11 protein-coding genes are annotated in these 14621 nt (G+C 63.3%); 8 read left to right on the top strand and 3 right to left on the bottom strand.

Annotation, left to right across the window (positions count from 1 at the left end; all coding sequences use genetic code 11):
- Positions 1–150 precede the first annotated feature (150 nt).
- The 5 genes from paoA to FQS62_RS11845 are packed head-to-tail and all read left to right on the top strand — an operon-like array spanning position 151 to position 5621.
- Positions 151–798, top strand: a complete 648-nt coding sequence (paoA, locus tag FQS62_RS11865) for an aldehyde dehydrogenase iron-sulfur subunit PaoA (protein WP_054171755.1) — start codon at positions 151–153, stop codon at positions 796–798.
- Positions 795–1745, top strand: coding sequence for an FAD binding domain-containing protein (locus tag FQS62_RS11860; protein WP_154349083.1), 951 nt, complete (start codon positions 795–797; stop codon positions 1743–1745). The genes paoA and FQS62_RS11860 overlap by 4 nt, the downstream gene beginning before the upstream one ends.
- Entirely contained in the window at positions 1745–3949 is a 2205-nt protein-coding gene (gene paoC, locus FQS62_RS11855) for an aldehyde oxidoreductase molybdenum-binding subunit PaoC (protein ID WP_208043085.1), read from the top strand. The genes FQS62_RS11860 and paoC overlap by 1 nt, the downstream gene beginning before the upstream one ends.
- 8 nt (positions 3950–3957) lie before the next feature.
- Positions 3958–5019 (top strand): XdhC family protein, encoded by a 1062-nt coding sequence (locus tag FQS62_RS11850; protein WP_208043084.1) that lies wholly within the window; start codon positions 3958–3960, stop codon positions 5017–5019.
- Positions 4995–5621: a nucleotidyltransferase family protein gene (locus FQS62_RS11845; protein WP_208043083.1), complete on the top strand. Its 627-nt coding sequence runs from the start codon at positions 4995–4997 to the stop codon at positions 5619–5621. Before FQS62_RS11850 ends, FQS62_RS11845 begins: the two co-directional genes overlap by 25 nt.
- 104 nt (positions 5622–5725) lie before the next feature.
- Here FQS62_RS11845 and FQS62_RS11840 read toward each other — a convergent pair whose 3' ends face one another.
- The 3 genes from FQS62_RS11840 to FQS62_RS11830 form a co-directional block, all read right to left on the bottom strand.
- Positions 5726–6115, bottom strand: coding sequence for a hypothetical protein (locus FQS62_RS11840; RefSeq protein ID WP_226053468.1), 390 nt, complete (start codon positions 6113–6115; stop codon positions 5726–5728).
- 81 nt (positions 6116–6196) lie between these two features.
- A complete protein-coding gene (locus FQS62_RS11835) occupies positions 6197–6553 on the bottom strand; it encodes a hypothetical protein (RefSeq protein WP_208043081.1) in 357 nt (118 codons plus the stop codon).
- A gap of 459 nt (positions 6554–7012) precedes the next feature.
- The gene (locus FQS62_RS11830; RefSeq protein WP_208044115.1) at positions 7013–7768 is read right to left on the bottom strand and encodes a tetratricopeptide repeat protein; all 756 of its coding nucleotides are present in this window, start codon (positions 7766–7768) and stop codon (positions 7013–7015) included.
- 167 nt (positions 7769–7935) lie between these two features.
- Here FQS62_RS11830 and FQS62_RS11825 point away from each other — a divergent pair, with 167 nt between their 5' ends.
- From FQS62_RS11825 to FQS62_RS11815, 3 genes are all read left to right on the top strand, one after another.
- Positions 7936–8646 carry a hypothetical protein gene (locus tag FQS62_RS11825; RefSeq protein ID WP_208044116.1) on the top strand — a complete coding sequence of 237 codons (711 nt, stop codon included), beginning with the start codon at positions 7936–7938 and terminating at the stop codon, positions 8644–8646.
- A gap of 563 nt (positions 8647–9209) precedes the next feature.
- Positions 9210–9674 carry a hypothetical protein gene (locus FQS62_RS11820; protein WP_208044117.1) on the top strand — a complete coding sequence of 155 codons (465 nt, stop codon included), beginning with the start codon at positions 9210–9212 and terminating at the stop codon, positions 9672–9674.
- Between the two features lie 318 nt (positions 9675–9992).
- Positions 9993–14474 carry an NACHT domain-containing protein gene (locus tag FQS62_RS11815; RefSeq protein WP_208044118.1) on the top strand — a complete coding sequence of 1494 codons (4482 nt, stop codon included), beginning with the start codon at positions 9993–9995 and terminating at the stop codon, positions 14472–14474.
- Positions 14475–14621 lie beyond the last annotated feature (147 nt).

The raw sequence follows: 14621 nt of genomic DNA, 5'->3' as shown, positions 1-14621 counted from the left end.
TTGCTGCGTCATGTTCGTACATTTCGCCGACTTCACAGGCTTGTACCCCGCAGATGGGCATAGTAGCCCTTCGGTAGTGTGAGCGCGTCCATCCAGCCACGGGGTTTCCCCGAACGCCAGGAGGTCACTGTGCCAAGTTGTGATGAAGGAATGAAGTTGACGCGTCGCCAGGTGATCGCCGGCGGCGTCACGACCGTGGCGATGTCCGCCGCACCGGGGGCGTCATCGCTCGCCGCCGAACTGGCGGCGCCCCCGCCGCCCAGGCCGCCGGTCATCAGCAAGGTGGCCTTGACCGTCAACGGCAAGCGGCGGGAACTTGAACTCGACACCCGGACCACGCTGCTCGATGCCCTGCGCGAACATCTGAAGCTGACCGGGACCAAGAAGGGCTGCGACCACGGTCAATGCGGTGCCTGTACCGTGCTGGTCAACGGTGAGCGCATCAATGCCTGCCTCAGCCTGGCGGTGCAGCACCAGGGCGATGCCATCACCACCATCGAAGGCCTCGGAACCCCCGATGACCTGCATCCGATGCAGGCCGCCTTCATCAAGCATGACGGCTACCAGTGCGGGTACTGCACGCCGGGGCAGATCTGCTCGGCGGTGGCGGTACTGGACGAGATCAAGCGGGGTGTCCCCAGCCATGTACAGGCGGACGTCAGCGCACGGCCCCGGGCCACCAACATGGAAATGCGCGAACGCATGAGCGGCAACCTCTGCCGCTGCGGGGCCTATTCCAACATTGCCGAGGCGATGGCAGAGGTCGCTGGCGTGACCTCTGCAGGGAGGCGCTCATGAGGGCCTTCAGTTACGAACGCGCGAAATCCCCGGCCGAGGCCGCCAGGGCCGTCGCCGGTACCGAGGGCGCGAAGTTCCTGGCCGGAGGAACCAACCTGCTCGACCTGATGAAGCTGGAGGTCGAGACGCCAGCGCACCTGGTCGATGTGCAGGACATCGGCCTGGACAGGATCGAACCCACCGACGAGGGCGGCCTGCGCATCGGCACGCTGGTCACCAATACCGCGCTGGCCTCGCATGAGCGCGTGCGCCGCGACTACGCGGTGCTGACCCGCGCGATCATGGCAGGCGCCTCCGGGCAGTTGCGCAACAAAGCCACCACCGGCGGCAACCTGCTGCAGCGCACGCGCTGCCCGTATTTCTACGACCCCAATCTGCCCTGCAACAAGCGCCTGCCCGGATCCGGCTGCGGCGCACTCGAGGGGTTCTCCCGGCAGATGGGCGTGATCGGCACCTCGGACAGCTGCATCGCGACCTATCCGGGCGACATGGCGGTGGCCCTGCGGGTGCTGGACGCCTCGATCCAGACCGTCAGCGGTGACGGCAGTACGCGCAGCATCCCAATTGCCGATTTCCATCGTTCCCCCGGCGACAGGCCGCAGCAGGACAACGTGCTGCAGCGCGGTGAGCTGATCACCCACGTCACGCTGCCGGAACCCCTGGGCGGTCGGCACGTGTACCACAAGGTACGGGACCGCGCGTCCTATGCGTTCGCACTGGTGTCGGTCGCCGCGGTCGTGCAGCGTGACGGCTCGGCGCGGTTCGCCTTCGGTGGGGTCGCGCCGAAGCCGTGGCGCGTCGAGGCAGCCGAACCCCTGCTGCGCGACGGCGTGAAGGCCGCGACCCGGCAGGTGTTCGCCGGTGCCCGTCCGACGCCGGAGAACGCGTTCAAGATCGCGCTCGCCGAGCGCACCCTCGCAGCGGTGCTGGTGGAAGGAGAGCGCTGATGCCCCTTGAATTCAACGCCCCCGCCGGCGACAACCTGTTCGACAAGGCCAAGGTCGTCGGCAAGTCGACCCCGCGCATCGACGGTCCACGCAAGACCACCGGCACTGCCCCCTATGCCTACGAGCGCCATGACGTGGCGCCGAACCAGGCCTACGGCTACATCGTCGGCGCGGGCATCGGCAAAGGGCGCATCATTTCGATGGATGCCTCCCGCGCGCGTGCCGCGCCCGGCGTACTGGCGGTCATCACCGCACCGGAAACCAAGCCGGTCGGCAAATCGAACTGGAACAATGCACCGTTGTTCGGCGGACCCGAAGTGGCCCACTACCACCAGGCCATCGCCTGCGTGGTGGCAGAGACCTTCGAGCAGGCCCGCGCCGCCGCGGCGTTGATCCGTACCCGCTACGAGCGCGGCAAGGGCCGCTTCGATTTTCCCGCACTGGCACCGTCCGCGCCGCTGGCAAAGGGGCGTGACGGCAAGCCCGACCGGCAGGCGTTGGGCGATTTCGACACCGCCTACGCGAGCGCCGCGGTCAAGCTCGACGAGACTTACCACACCTCCGACGAAAGTCATTCGATGATGGAGCCGCACGCCACCATCGCCGCCTGGGAGGGTGACACGCTCACGTTGTGGACGGCGAACCAGATGATCGACTGGGCCAGGCAGGGCATGGCGGCGATCCTCGGCATCGATCCTGCCAAGGTGCGCGTGGACTCGCCCTATATCGGCGGCGGCTTCGGCGGCAAGCTGTTCATCCGTGCCGACGCGGTGCTGGCCGCGTTGGCGGCCAAGCAGGTCGGGCGACCGGTGAAGATCGCGCTGCAACGCCCGTTGATGCCCAACAACACCACGCACCGGCACGCCACCCTCCAGCGCGTGCGGATCGGCTGCGGAAAGGATGGCCGGATCTCCGCCATCGCCCATGAGAACTGGTCGGGCAACATCAACGGCGAGGACGGCGAGAACGGCACCCTGCAGACGCCCAAGCTCTATGCGGGCGCCAACCGCCTGGTGGCCAACTACATCGCCACGCTCGACATGCCCGAAGGCAATGCGATGCGCGCACCGGGCGAAGCACCGGGCCACATGGCGCTGGAAGTGGCGATGGATGAAATGGCCGAGAAGCTGGGCCTCGACCCGATCGCGTTCCGCATCCTCAACGAGCCCGAGGTGGTACCCGGCGATCCGTCCAAGAAGTTCTCCGACCGCAACCTGGTGCGCTGCCTGCGCGAAGGCGCGGAGCGCTTCAACTGGAGCAAGCGCAACCCCAGGCCGGCGCAGGTCAGGGAAGGGGACTGGCTGGTCGGCATGGGCGTGTCTGCGGGCTATCGCGGCGCACCGACGATGAAGTCGGCGGCGCGAGTCCGGCTTGACGGCCAGGGCGGGGTGATTGTCGAGACCGACATGACCGACATCGGCACCGGCTCCTACACGATCATCGCGCAGACGGCAGCCGAGACCATGGGCGTGCCGCTGGAGCGGGTCCAGGTGACCCTCGGAGACTCCCGTCATCCCGCCTCCGCCGGTTCCGGCGGCCAGTGGGGCGCGGCAAGCTCCACCGCAGGCGTGTACGCGGCGTGCGTCAGCCTGCGCCGCAAGGTGGGCGAGAAACTGGGCTTCGACGGCGACACCGCAGACTTCGCCAATGGCCGCATCCAGGCGGGTGGGCGGACGATCAAGCTGGCGGAGGCGGGGGCACTGTCGGCGGAGGACGGCATTGCCTTCGGCGACTTCAAACAAGGCTACGACGTCGGCACCTACGCAGGGCATTTCTGCGAGGTAGCCGTGCATGCTTACACTGGAGAGACGCGCATACGCCGCATGCTTGCCGTATGCGATGGCGGCCGGATCCTTAATCCGCTGTCCGCACGTAGCCAGGTCATCGGCGGGATGGTGATGGGCGCGGGCGCGACCCTGATGGAGGAGCTGGTGGTCGACAAACGGCTTGGCTTGTTCATCAACCACGACCTGGCCGGCTACGAGGTTCCCGTGCACGCCGACATCCCGTACCAGGAGGTGGTCTTCCTCGACACGCTGGATCCGGTGATCTCGCCGATGAAGGCCAAGGGCGTGGGTGAACTGGGCATCTGCGGGGTTGGCGCCGCGATCGCCAATGCGATCTACAACGCAACCGGCGTGCGCGTGCGCAACTATCCCATCACCCTGGACAAGCTGTTGCCCGGCTTGCCCGATGTAGGTTGACGGTGCGCATGGACCGACCCGTAGCCTCGCCCACTCTGGAGGTCTCCGCCGCAGGGGGAGGGGAGCCCGGCGATCTTGCCGAGGACCTGTCCGCAGCGCCGGGTTTCCTCGCCGAAGGCAGCCCGCGCGGCGTACTCGAGACGGCCTTGACGCGCGTGCGTGCGGGGGAGCGCGCCGTGCTCGCGCTGGTGCTGGAAACCGATGGCTCCACTTACGCTGGTGCCGGCGACATGGTGCTGTTCTGCAACGGCAGCCAGGTCGGCTGGCTGAGCGGCGGATGCCTGGAGCCCGAGCTCGCGCGACGCGCGGAGCAGGTGAGCGCGGCAGGGCGGGTCGACTGGATCGAGATCGACACCCGCAGTGACGACGACCTGTTGAGTGGGTCTGCGCTCGGCTGCCGCGGCCGGCTTCGGATTGCCCTTCTGCCGTTGCGTGCCATGTCCGGCATCGACGCCGTGATCGAGGCTTGGTTGCGCGAGGGCGTGTCACTCCAGCGCGACCTTCGCACGTCGGGGCAGGTCATTTTCCGTGCCGGCCATCGCGAGCAGACGTGGCAGCTGCATCCGATGGATGGTACGCAGCCCTTTGGCGAGGGTGCGTGGCGTTTGCCGTTGCCCCGGCTTCCGCGGGCCCTGGTGTTGGGAGGCGGTCCCGAAACGCCCTTCCTGGTTCCGTTGTTGCGGGGTCTGGGGTGGCGGGTCAGCGTGGCCGAACGGCGAGCGCGCTGGGCCTCAGCCGGGCAATACGCGGATGCGCATCTTCCGTCCAGCCCGGCCGAGGCCCTTCATCGCGACCGTTGCGACGCGGCACTGGTGATGCATCACGATTTCGAACTGGACCGGGAGGCGCTGGTGGCCCTGGCTGATACCAACGTCGCGTTCATTGGACTGCTGGGTCCGCGGCGAAGGCGCGAAGACCTGTTCAAGCTGCTGACACCGGATCAGCGCCACCGCCTTTCCCCGAGACTTCGATCACCGGTCGGCCTGAACATAGGCGGCCGAGGGCCAGAGGCGATTTCGCTCAGCATCGCCGCACAGCTGCAGCAATGGCGAAGCGCGCACGGCAGGTGACTGACGCGCATGCGGTCGTCGTGCTTGCTGCCGGCGGGAGCACTCGACTTGGCCAGCCCAAGCAGCTTCTCACCCGGCAGGGCGAGACCCTGGTACATCGCGTGGTGCGGTTGGCGCGTGAGCTCGCGCCAGCGCAGGTACTGGTCGTGGTGGGCGCGAACGCACCGGCAGTGACATCCAGCATTGCCGGGCTGGATGCCACTCCGGTGACCAATCACCACTGGGAGCGTGGCCTGGCGAGCAGTCTGCAGGTTGCCGGCGCACACCTGCTGCCCACGGTGACCGCGGTGATGGTCGTGGCATGCGACCAGCCCGCGATCGAGCACTCCCATCTGCAGGCGTTGCTTTCGGGTGCCCGCGCCTCGGCGTCAGGGTGCGCGGGCACTCGTCACGGAAACGTCCTTGGCGTTCCTGCAGTGGTGCCGCGCGCATGGTTCAACGCTGCGGGCGCAGCCGGTGACCGCGGCTTCGGAGCGCGCTTGAGGCAGCTTCCCATCGATGCCGTGCATGCCCTTCAGGCGCCGGAGCTGGGCCTGGATATCGACACGCCGGAAGACCTCGCGCGTGCGCGCGATGCGGGCTGGATCGATGCCGGGAGGTGACTCGCATGATCACTGGGCCAATGCCTGTCACGCAGGTGACGGACGGCAGGGCTGGTGCCCGAACCCTCGCTGCCCGCAGCCCTGCAGAGTCGAGCCACGCTCGACTACGGCACGCCACATCGCGCTCCATCAGGCACATCACTAGCAAGAATCTGCAGCACCCGATCCAACAGAACAGGCTCCGGCACGTCAGCCAGCACCTGCTCCAGGTAATCCAACGGCTCCAACTGCCATTGGAGGAGCGCGCGCAACCACACAACGGCGGGCGCCCGCTGGTGGGCGTCCAGTGAAACCTGCAGGAGAAGATAGTGCGAGCGCCTCTCCAGCCACAGTACCGGAACGCCCCTGCAGTAGATCTGCAAAGTGGCGTCTTGACGCTGTTCGACGAACTCAAAGCCCTGCCGTGGCCGCGCTTCCACAAACTGCCTTACCTGTCGGCGGAGCAGTGAAAACCGATCGTCGGGAATGCTCTGGAACGCGAGCTGCTCAGGCACCGGCGGCACCGGCCAATGAATCTGCGCCGCAAGCACCGCTGCGAGGCAAAGCACCGTGGCCGCCCAGCGGCACCACGCCCCTCAGCCCTCCGGATGCAGCCGCGTACTGGCGTGTGCAGTGAGGCCTAGTCCGGCCATGATCAGACCCTCCATCACCCGCGGGCCAACGTATTGCTCCAACTCGCCGTTCTCGCGGGCGCGCTCCGCGGCCAGCAGAATCTCCAGTACCACGCGAAGCCCGGCCAAGGAGCAGTCGGTGTCCGCCAGGGCGATGCGTCGACCGGGCATCTGATGGCGTTCCGGCCACGGCTGACCATCGGAGGCGGCACCGGCGCCGATGCTGTGCAGCAGGGCGATGAGCGTGTTCGGATCCAGCGCGGGGCCGTTCGCGGGCGCATCGTGGATCGGGTGTGGGGCAGGGGAGTGGGGCTGGGTCATGGCGGGGCTCCTTGCGTGCATGCAGAAGCCGCCACCGATAAAGGTGGCGGACGATGCGTGGCTCGAAATCCGGTACGCGACTTGGCCCGGTGGGCACAAGGCCCCCACGCACCGCCCGCCATAGCCGGCCGACGGATTGCCAGCCGGCACCACAAGGCGTGGTGCCGGCTGGCAAGCGCAAACTACAGTCGCGTTACCGGGATTTCGAGCCCCGTCCACCGATGCATTGGTGGCAGGAAAAGGAATACGCCCGCCCATGCGAGATGCCAAGGCAGTAAGGCCGATGCCGTCAGCACATTCAACATTTTCAGAATCGTTGCATATGGCGCAACGGGGTCGGATCCTTGTGCTGCAAAGCTATCGGCGATGTTGGTTCTGGATGCCCGCGGACTGTCGGCATCCGCCCGCCGGGCTCATAAGGGAGGCGGATGCGACAGTCTTGCCAAGGGCCATCAGGCGTCAGTAGCCCTTCAACGCAACCTTGGTCCGCTCCAACCACGTGGCATTGTGGCTACGCGCGTGGCGCGACCAGTGCTGGGCATCGTCGATGATGCTGGCGAACAGGCTGCGGGCCTGCTCACGATCGTCGGGCTGCGGTTGTGCCATCAACCATTCAGCGTACAGGCAGCGGGCGGCTGCATCGTTTCCGCATTCCACGGCGCGCTCGAATGCAGCGCGGGCTCCGGGCGCTTGGGCGGTAGCCAATGCCTGCGCGTAAAGCAGGGTCTGTTCCGGCTTGCGGCGCACATCCGGATGGCGGGCGAAGAGGCCGTCCAGCGTCTCGACCGCAAGCGCGGGCTGCCCGGACTCGAGGCGGGCACGGGCAAGGCCGGTCAGGATGTAGGGATCGTCGCCCAGCGGCGAGCTGGCCGCCTGCTCGAGCAGGGTCCTGGCTTCCTCGGCCTGGCCGGCATCCAGCAGCGTCATGCCCAGGCGAACCCGGTTCTGCACGGTGGGCGTGCGGGCCAGTTCGGTGCGAGCGTTGCGCAGGTCCTGGCCCGGGTCCATGAGCTGCTTGGCGGAACGGACGACCTGCCGGGCGCCGCGCGAGTGGCGGACTTCAGGGAAGTAGATCGCCAGGAAGTAGATGACGCTGCCGAGCAGCGGGAACGAGAAGAGCAGGATAAGCCAGTAGAGGCTCTGGCCCGAGCGGATGGCGTGCACCGCGAAGTAGATGGCTGCCAGTACGTGGAGTCCGATTCCTATATAGGGCATGTGCGCCGCCTCGTCCTTGTGAGGGGTGGAACTATAGTGGGGGAGGGGTGGGGCGCCAATGGGGTGGCAGCGATCGAGTGTGACGCGTCACGTTAATAGGCTGGGTTCTGCAGAGCGGAGCGCAGCATGCCACTATGTGGCGGGGCTGCATCGATGGAGGGGGATACATGGAACGTACGCAGAAGACGCTAACGATGGCTGATGTTGCTGGATGGGGTTCGGCGCTCGTCACGTTCGGATTGATTCAAGGGGCTTTGTACCTGAAGGAGTATTGGGGGCACTTCGGCCTGGATCCCTTTCAGTTTGTTGCGGTGAGTGAGCTTGCACTGGCAGGGCTTGCTGGGATCGGCATGGTGTTATTTCTCATGCTGCTAGCCTCGCTGTTTGGCGGCTGGGTGGAGATGAAGGTCACGAGCGGCAGCTCCAAAAGCAAGCTGTTCGCATGGCTGTTTCCAGTGCTTTTCTTCACTGCCCTGGGGCTGCTGCTTTGGTGGTCGAACACGTGGCCTCTTCTGATAGGGGTACTTCTGACGATCATCTGTGCGTTGATCGTGCATCTTTCGCCGGTGGTGCCCACCGCAGTGAAAGATTCCCCTTGGCTGATCTACGCCTTGGTGATGTTGGTCTACGTCTCGATAGCGTCAAGCATGCTTGGCTCCCAGCGTGCCGAGAAGATTTCCTCTGGCGGCGGCAAGCACGTGACGGCTGTGACTGTTGATGGAAAGGTGCAGGGCGACCTAAGCCTGATTGGTCGTCTTGGTGACAGCTATGCACTGTGGGACCCGGTGCGGAAGGCTACAGTGCTTGTGCCTGTTGGCGATGTTGGGAGGTTGGAGATTCTGCGAAAGGGTGTGATTCCTGCTCCGGCAGTCCAATAGGGCTGGATCTCGGCAAGCGCCAAACTGGGAGTGCCAGTGCACTTCATTACGGGGAGTGGCGATAAGGGATGTTTATCGAGGGTAGGGAAGTCTGCTGTACCCGATCTCTCTGTACCTGAGCAGCCTGAGCAGAAACGTGGCTTCTGCCACTGGCTCGACCTCGGCATTCTCGTGTGGGAACCAGAAAGAGGCTGAGCTCAGTGGCCCCGTTTCTCTGGGTTTGGCGGCCACTTATCGCCAGTACGTAATCAACAGAGTCTCGAGCGCCTCCATGGTCTAGAGCCAAAGGCCCGCAAGACCTTGTATGGCCCGGCCGTAGGAGCCGTGGGCTTCGCCATCCAGGAGTTGGGTGAGCAGTGGGGCGAGAAGATCCCGCTGCTAAACCTTATCGTCGTCCACGCCGACACCCGACTACCCGGTCATGGTGCGGATGGAGCGCCCACTACTACTTCGACGACGGCGGGGCAGGGATGGCTGCCAATCGCAAGGCCTACGTTCAAGCCGCCATGGCTGCGGTATTCGACTACGGGCTGAAGTTGGACCGGGTGGCCCAAGCCTAGGGGGTGGACGTGCTCGACGCGGAGCATGCCACCCGCGACGAGGGGAACCCCATTGAACTATCTGCCGTTCCAACCGCCCACCGGCCCGAAAGTTCCGCGCACAAAGCACTTAAGGCCTGGATGGCAGGGCACTCGGAATGGTTCGAGGACTACGGGGCTTTCGAGGCGGGGGGGAACGAGCACCGGCTGAGTTCCGGCGACAATCTAGATGCCTATTTCACCAACGGGCGCGAGAGCCTCGCGGTGGAGGTCAAAGCCAGCAATGCCAGCGACGCCGAGCTCATGCGGGGCATCTACCAACCCATCAAGTATAGGGCTGTACTGCGCGCCGAGTGCATTGCGCTACGCAAGCTAGCCCTGTGCGATGCTGTGCTGGTGAGCAGCCGGCAATTGGGCAAGGCATGCAGGGCCTTGGCCAAGCGCTCACATGTGGACTTCGTGCGTGTGCCGGCGGAAGCGGAGAAGTGAAGGGACCTACCCCGACTTGTTCGCCAAGCTAAAAATCAGCCGCCCAAGCATCCAACGATAGGTCCCTGGGACCCGTATCGGCACCATTATTTTTCTCCGGCCAGAATTCCGCTTGTACAGCCAGCACCGCACCGCACCGCACCGCAGAATCTTGGGGGCCAAGTGAGAGTGCTTGGTCAACTGTTGCACGTCTGACAAAGGCGACTCATCGCTGGTGATGACGAGCTTAGCAGCGTTGTGTCCGCCGCGTTCTATCCATGCGCAAGTACCCGAGGTAAGCTTCATGTACGCATAGCAATCCAATATACGGAAATTACAATGACGCTCCCCGACGTTGACTTCAAGCTCATCCGACTGCATCGGGGAAGTCGCGAGGATGCCTTTGAGGAACTGTGCTGTCAGCTTGCCGGGGAGGAGGAGCTATCTCCGCCCGTCGTGCGCTTTGACAGGAAGGGCCGCGGCGCAGATGGCGGAGTCGAGTGCTTTGCGAGTCTTTCTGACGGCACTGAGACCTGCTGGCAGGTCAAGTACTACTGGGAAACGAAGCCAGCACTGAAGTCATTGGACGAATCTCTCGACCAGGCCCTGTCGAAGCACCCCAAGATGTCGCGCTTTGTGGCATGTCTACCCTTTGATCTGGCTGACTCGCGTAAGGATGGCGTAAAGACTGCGCTGCAGCTGTGGACCGAATGGAAGGAGAAGCGAGAATCTCGGGCGAAAGAATCGGGAAGGAACCTGTTGGTAGAACGCTGGGATGCGCACGAACTGAAGAAGAGGCTGATGGGATCAAGTCCCTCTGCTGCCGGAAAGATCGCCTTCTGGTTTGATAGCACTCTTCTCTCGCCGGATTGGCTGGAACGGCAATTCAAGCGGACGCGGGCTGAGCTGGGTGAGAGGTACAGTCCCGAGAGCCACATCGACCTCCCCATTCGACGCTCCATCGACGCAGTTTCGCTGGATTCTCGCCTCTTTGACCAGCTTGCGGTGATGGCTGGGGAGATTCGTCTCACGTTAGCGAGTACTGATCAGAGCAATGGCGCTGCAGTCCTCGCTTGCGAGGCGGCGCTCGCTGCGTTGGATGGAGCTCGATGTGATCACAACGCTAAGGCTGTCGAGGAGCTGAGGGCGCGGCTGGCTAGCGCAAGGAGTGCGGTCGCCATCTGGCATGGCGAGATGATGCATGGCCAGGAAGTTGACGCAGAAGGTCTTGCCAGGCCGACGGCCAGTCTGAGGGCGCTATCGGGTCTGGTTTCGGCTATTCGAGTTGCGAGCCGGGAGCTTCAGCAGGATCACTGGAACCTTGTTGGCGCCAGATCGCTGCTGGTGGTCGGTGACGCCGGATCAGGCAAGTCACATCTATTGGCAGATGCCTGCGATAGTGCGCTGAACAACGGGCGTCCTGCTCTGTTGCTGCTCGGTGGCAAGTTAGCAGACGCCGAGCCCTGGGGAGAGATGCTGAAGGGGCTTGATCTGGCGGGCAGTTTTTCCTCCGCAACGTTCCTGGGCGCGTTGAACGCTGCCGGCGAAGCTGCTGGTGCCCGGGCGCTACTGATTGTCGACGCATTGAATGAGGGAAACGGGCAGAGAATCTGGCCATCTCGCCTGGCCGCGCTGGCCCACGACGTGGCTCGCTTTGAATGGGTGGCGCTTGTTATGTCCTGCAGGACCGGCTACCTGGACATGGTGGTGCCTGCAGAGTTGGATGCGCGCGCGTTGCCAAGAGTTGAGCACCGGGGATTTTCCGTTCGCCAGGCTCGCCTGTACCTGCAGCGTCGCGGCATCCGTTTGGCCGAAGAGCCGAGTGCTGTTCGAGAGCTGGAGTCGCCTCTTTTCATCAAGATCTGCTGCGATTCGCTGAATCTGGATGGACAGGATGCACTGAAGAGTTCGCTGGGAGGAGTCTCGGCGATCTTTGGCCTCTACACTCGAGCCGTCGTCAAGAAAGTGACTCTGAAGATCCGTTCGAATCCCGCAATGCGTCGGGTTGAGAAGGCCATTGCCGCCTTGGTGGATGAGATGGCTGATGTTGGCAACGAGCTCATTGATGCTGATCGTGCCTATTGCCTCGTTTCGCCTCCGGGCGGAGCGCCTGTGGATGTCGATCACGACGTGCTTTTCCAACTCCAGAGTGAGGGGCTCCTGGCCACACAGCCATTGGATGGGCATGAGTACTATCGATTCACATTCCAGCGCGTGGGCGATTACCAGATTGCAGAAAGGCTTCTATCGCGCAGTGTGAAAGGGGGTGATGTAGAGGCCGCCTTCTCTGCGAGCACTCCTCTGAGAGCTGCACTCTTCGATGAGCCATCGATGATCGCGCAAGGTGTTCTTGAGGCCTTGGCCGTCCAGTTGCCGGAGAGGTTTGGCGTAGAGCTCCTGGATATCAGTGAGCTGGGTGGAGTGTGGGGACGCGAGCCCGCGTTTCGAGCAAGCATCCTGGCCAGGGACATGGAGGCGATTCGCGAACGCACTTGGGAGCTCATTGAGGAGGTGGGCGGAAGCAACCTGAGGTTTGAAACGATGATCTCCCTTGCGTCCGAGCCCGGCTTCAGTCGCAACGCCGAGGCGCTCCATGCTGAACTGTCTGGCTTGGCAATGCCCGAGAGAGACGCTGGTTGGTCCTTGCACCTTGCAGATCCGGATGCACCCTCAGATGGTGGGCATGCGGAACGACTCATCGATTGGCTTCTGCTGGCAAACCAGGATCTGGTTCAGCAAGAGCGGGCAGCGCTGGCGGCGCTGCAGTTGTGCTGGTTCTTCACGACCTCAAATCGATCGGTTCGTGACACGGCAACCAAAGCCCTCGTTGCGGTCCTTGCGGACCGCCCAGGCTTGGCCTTGGAGCTGTGGCGGCGCTTCCAGGATCTGGATGATCCTTACGTCACCGAGCGGATTGCATGCTCGATTTATGGTGCGGCATTGCAGGGGCAATGGGCGGACCAGGATCTTTCCGCTGCTGTCCTTTCCTTGCACAGTACGGTATTCCTGTCCGCGAATTTCCTTCCGAACGCGCTCACTAGAGACCATGTGTCAGGGCTCGTAGGTTACGCAGATAGCAGGCGGTGCTTGCCTGCCGGGCTGACGGCGGGCTCCCCTCTTGCTGCTGTTCGCAGTGCGTGGGCTGATGAGTATGTCAGTGATGCTCAGATCGCCACGTACACCCGAACATATAACACCGGGCACGTCCATACCGACGAGATTGTCGGATCGGCTGTGAATGATGGTGACTTCGCGCGATACCAGATTGACCGTGCATTGGATGCGTGGAGTGCAACGCCGCTGGATGAAGCGACGTTTCTTACCGTGGGAGACGTGCAGAGTCGGTGGGAGGTCCAGTTTCGCCAATCGGCGTCACCGGAGGCCAAAAAGGCCTATGACGAGCTACAGGTGGTGCTGCAGCAAGCGCAGCAGGGCGCTCACTGGGAGTTCCGGGATCAGATAGCGGCGGCAAGGGCTGTGTTCCTTGCGGCTGCGGGCCAGCGTGCTTATGACATATGGTGCGCCGAAGCGTCTCCTTGGTGGCAGCAAGGGACGTTCGGTGGTTCTGTGGCGAAACGGGCAGGGCAGGCGGCTGGCTTCAACCTGCGCTGGGCCCGAATGTGGGTCTGTAAGCGTGCTCACGATCTTGGCTGGAGCGAACATCTTCATGGCGCCTTTGATCTGTCGACCAGAAGCGACCGCCATAACCACAAGGTCGAGCGGATAGGAAAGAAGTACCAATGGATTGCCCTGTATGAGCTGTGCGCCAGGGTTGCGGACAACTTCAAGGCAATGCCGAGCCAGGAGTTCGCAGCGCAGCGCAGTCGTCTTCGCAATATTGATCCGTCGTTGTTGATTTCACAGACAGGCGGTGATGGTGGGCAAGTCAGTGGGGACGGGTGTTTCTGGATTCCCCGTGGACCCGATCTCGCCCCTGCATCCCTCGATGAGTCCGTCGAATGGCTCGTTGAAGAGCAGGATGTTGTAGCGGGATTGGAGAACATCGAGGTCACGGACGATCGCGAGAATCGAAGGTGGTTGGTACTGAGCGGTTTTTCTGACTGGAAAGGAGAGAGTGCAGTCATTCGGCGCGATACTTGGCGCCGCATCTCGTGCATGGTAGTTCGTGCCCCTGATCTTGATAGGGCCCTTGCGCTGCTCGGAGGGAACCACTTCCAGGGAGAGGGCGATTTTCCTGTGGCCCGAAGTGGAGGGCTGCATTCTTACCTAGGGGAGCATCCCTGGGTCTGCAATCTGGGTGATGGTGCGAACGCTGGCAGTGAATGGATCAATGACTGGAATCCGCACTACTGGACTGGTGAGGGTGAGACGATTGGCGTTCTTCCTACAACCGCCTCCTATTTAGTGGAAAGCAGCGAGTATGACGCGTCGATTACGGAGAGCATCAGTCTCGATCTACCCGCAAAGTGGTTGATGGATGCTCTTGAATTGAAGCTCATCGATGGAGCATCCGTTCAGTACGGCGACGCGGCCGATATCGTTCGGTTCATGGATCCGTCTGTGGCATGGCCTGGCCGAAGCGCAGCGCTGATAGATCGGAGTCTGTTCCTGGAGTACCTGCAGGCCAATCAGTTGGTCGCCATTTGGGCTCTTTCGGGGGATAAGGGAGTCTATGGAACAGGAGGAGCGCATGGATTTGGCGGCGGGTGGACGTTCACCCAAATCTTCTATTCCAAGGCCGACGAGCTGACAGGCCTGGCCCGCTATGAGACCCATGAGAAGCCCAGTTCGGAGCAGTTGCAGACCCTGCGCGGCCGCGAACAGGGCCTGCTCCAAGAGCTGGTGGAAGATGAAGACTGACGACAGGTGAGGAGCACAGCTCCCCATCTGGTAGGGATCGAGCCTGATCTTCAACTAGTGCAGCGGGTCCAGATCGGCCGAGTAAGGAAGCGGGGAACTGGAGGATGAGCCAGATGAATTACATCTCTGGATGGATCCGCGCGGGCT

This window comes from Stenotrophomonas sp. SBJS02 (assembly GCF_020428325.2).
Taxonomy (GTDB): Bacteria; Pseudomonadota; Gammaproteobacteria; order Xanthomonadales; family Xanthomonadaceae; genus Stenotrophomonas; species Stenotrophomonas africana.
This window is presented reverse-complemented; position numbering and strand designations above follow the sequence as displayed.